The 2,843-nt window shown below is 45.7% G+C and carries 3 protein-coding genes; all 3 read right to left on the bottom strand.

Annotated elements, in window-relative coordinates; genetic code table 11:
* Positions 1 to 260: 260 nt before the first annotated feature.
* Positions 261 to 674: a hypothetical protein gene (locus BM210_RS34090; RefSeq protein ID WP_143101183.1), complete on the bottom strand. Its 414-nt coding sequence runs from the start codon at positions 672 to 674 to the stop codon at positions 261 to 263.
* 171 nt (positions 675 to 845) lie between these two features.
* Positions 846 to 1,289, bottom strand: coding sequence for a hypothetical protein (locus BM210_RS34085; RefSeq protein WP_143101182.1), 444 nt, complete (start codon positions 1,287 to 1,289; stop codon positions 846 to 848).
* Positions 1,290 to 1,606: 317 nt separating this feature from the next.
* The coding region (locus BM210_RS34080) for an S-layer homology domain-containing protein (RefSeq protein WP_177238184.1) at positions 1,607 to 2,843 on the bottom strand (1,237 nt) is incomplete at its 5' end.

Raw genomic sequence — 2,843 nt, 5'->3', positions numbered from 1 at the left:
TTTGGTTTTGACAAGAACCTTATCTCATAAAACGAAAAAGCCGCGATTTACGCGACCCTTAATGAGATAGTGTTCTTGTCACCCGACATTTGTCGTTTTTGTCGGATGACAAGAACATTGTCCGATAACTGACAAGAACATTGTCCGATTAGCCCCTCAATGTGGTCTAGACTTTATCCCTTAAAATAAACCAGCCGCGCTGCTAACATCGCTTTCTTCGTTAAAAACTAGATGAGCCGCATCCCATGCATGCGGCTCATCTAATAATGCAAGTACGTGGGAGCACATAAGCCTAATACAAGCTTATCAATATCCATTGAAACAAGGCATAGGTTACCGAAATGATTCAGGTCTTGCTCGTCCCATTTGACATTGCTGTCGATGGGATGCTGCGGATACCAATGTTCCACCGAATTACGGAATTCAAATTGGAAATCCTGCTTCGTTTTTTGCCACAACAAGTAATCCAAGTAATTGAACACTATGTGTGGAGTGATTAGCCCTATAGAAAACTCGCCATCGTTCATATATTCACGCACTGCCGCTTTTGCGATGTTTTCCAGCTTGTCTGAATGTTCATTTGAGTCATAGCCATCCATATCAAAATAGAGCCACGCAAGGAACTCCGTAGCCCAATGCACGACCAGCGGGGATGTATACGTTACCCTTAACATGGCTTGCAACATTCGACTTGCGATTGAGTCAGTAACATCCACATAATACGCTTTTGGCTGCCTTTTAGCATATTTTTTGCTATTGCTCCATGAAACCTTGAGTGTTTTAAGACTCCATCTTCCTTCCGTATCGTCGCTGCTGAACTCCCTTTTGAGCATAAAATTATCGAACTAAAATCTACATCTTAACAAGCATAGCCCGAAACGCTCTACCGTTTCGCCGACATGCTGTTTGCGAGGAAATACTGCTTCGAAACGCTGAATGAGTTTTTTATCATCAATCAGTTCTCCACTCCACGTTTTTTTAGCAACCACTTCAGCCTCATTTTCCTCTACTTCAAAAATCTTTAATACGTGCAAGAGAAAATGTCGAAATGTTAAAAAACTTTCAAAACGTATATTGTCCTCATCTGAATGATCGAGGCGAGATGTATTCATCATTGATATAACGTCTGCGCTATCGGCAATCTCACCTATTGAACGCATTGCCGTGCTGTCTGTTTTGCAACTTGCTAAATAATACCCGTAAGAATCATCAGGGTAACAATCCCAGTCATCTCCAAAGTAGTGCTTTCTCTCAGCTACGTCAAAGTGCATTTGCACATAGCCCGCCATATCACTGCAAGCGTCCCATATTCGAGCAAAAGCATCCCTTTTCTTTCCATCGGTTATCATCTCTATCAATCTGGTTCTGGTGAATACGTGATCGCCTTTTCTGACACATGTATTACATTAGGATTTGCTTCTAACTGTCTGATTTCAAGCGCCGTAAAGCGACGTCGGTTCACTGGGAACTTGCTACTATCTGTCATTTTAGACCTCGCTCCTCTCTGATAACTTCCATTAAAAACGCAAATGACCCGGAAGGAGGGCACTTTTTTCAAAGTGTCTACCTTCCGGGTCACAGTTCAGAGGTCTCCATATCTAAAATCCTATTCGATTTTCTTCACATGAAGCAGGTTCATGATCACCGTCACAGCTTCGGCACGTGTTACCGTTTCTTTAGGTGCGAACTGGTTACCGTCGCGTCCTTTGACGATGCCTATCTGTTTAATCATGAACACCGCTCCCTTGGCCCACTCTGGAATCTCGCTTTCATCGGAGAAGCCAGTCGCGACATCCGTTGGGATCTTCGCGCCATACGCCTTAGCAATCATCATCGCCATTTCCATCCGCGCAATGTTCCCGTCCGGGCGGAAGCTACCATCTGTGTAGCCTGACAAGATGCCGGATTCTACAGCTTGAGTGATCGCTTTCTTCGCCCAAGTAGGAATCTCATTCGTATCGGTGAAGCTTAACGTTGTGTTTCCATTTGAAGGCTTCCATGCATTCATTAGCATCGTAACGAATTCTGCACGCGTAATCGTTGCGTCCGGTTTAAAGCTGCCATCCGTGTAGCCATTAACGATTCCCTGCCGCACCGCTTGTTTGATTGTCTCTTCCGCCCAATGACCGGCGATGTCGCTAAAGTTAACTTCCGTGGACTCAGTCGCTACGATAGGCAAGCCCGACTTTTTATCCACTACAAGCACCGCGAACTTCGTAAAATGGTTAACCTCTACGCGGATCTGGTTCCCGTCGATCTTGCCTCCAGGAACTTCTACCCAAGCCTTCTTTCCTTCATCATAATAGAACAAGGCTATTGTTTGATTATCCTTTACCTTGGTCGGGTCAAAGGTAAAAGTCAATGTCACCGGTTTACTAAAATTGCCCGAGTAATTCTTTAGAATCTCGAATATAGAGCTTGCCAGCACCTCATGATTCGCCAGCAGGCCAGGAATCTCACTTAATTCTTCTATCGTTATCTTCAATTCTTTGTCTGAAGCATTAGCTGGAACAGTAATGAGGATCTTGCCATCCAAGCTCATCTCGCCAACTTTTCCTAACGGAAGCGTAAGATTTCCGTTTGTTGAGCGAATCGGGTCAATGTTGGAGCTTCCGCCATTTCCACCGCTTCCACCAGAACCGCCCGACCCGCCGCTACCTCCACTGCCTCTTGGCATAACAGCCTTGGACGGAGCGGACGCTGCGCTTGATCCGACCCCATTCTTCGCAACTACCGTGAACGTATATTCCGTGCCGTTCGTCAGTCCCGTGACTGTGATCGAACTCGCGGTTGCTGAGGTTCCTGTGAATCCTCCCGGATTGGACGTGACCGTATACCCCGTG

The sequence above is a fragment of the Paenibacillus sp. 1_12 genome (genome assembly GCF_900114475.1).
Taxonomy (GTDB): Bacteria; Bacillota; Bacilli; order Paenibacillales; family NBRC-103111; genus Paenibacillus_S.
Note: the sequence above shows the minus strand (reverse complement) of the source record. Positions and strands in the feature narration are given on the sequence as shown.

Excerpts from the sequence above, each read along its gene's own strand:
- BM210_RS34085 (WP_143101182.1), bottom strand. The coding sequence starts at position 1,289 with ATGGCGGGCTATGTGCAAATGCACTTTGACGTAGCTGAGAGAAAGCAC.
- BM210_RS34090 (WP_143101183.1), bottom strand. The coding sequence starts at position 674 with ATGTTAAGGGTAACGTATACATCCCCGCTGGTCGTGCATTGGGCTACG.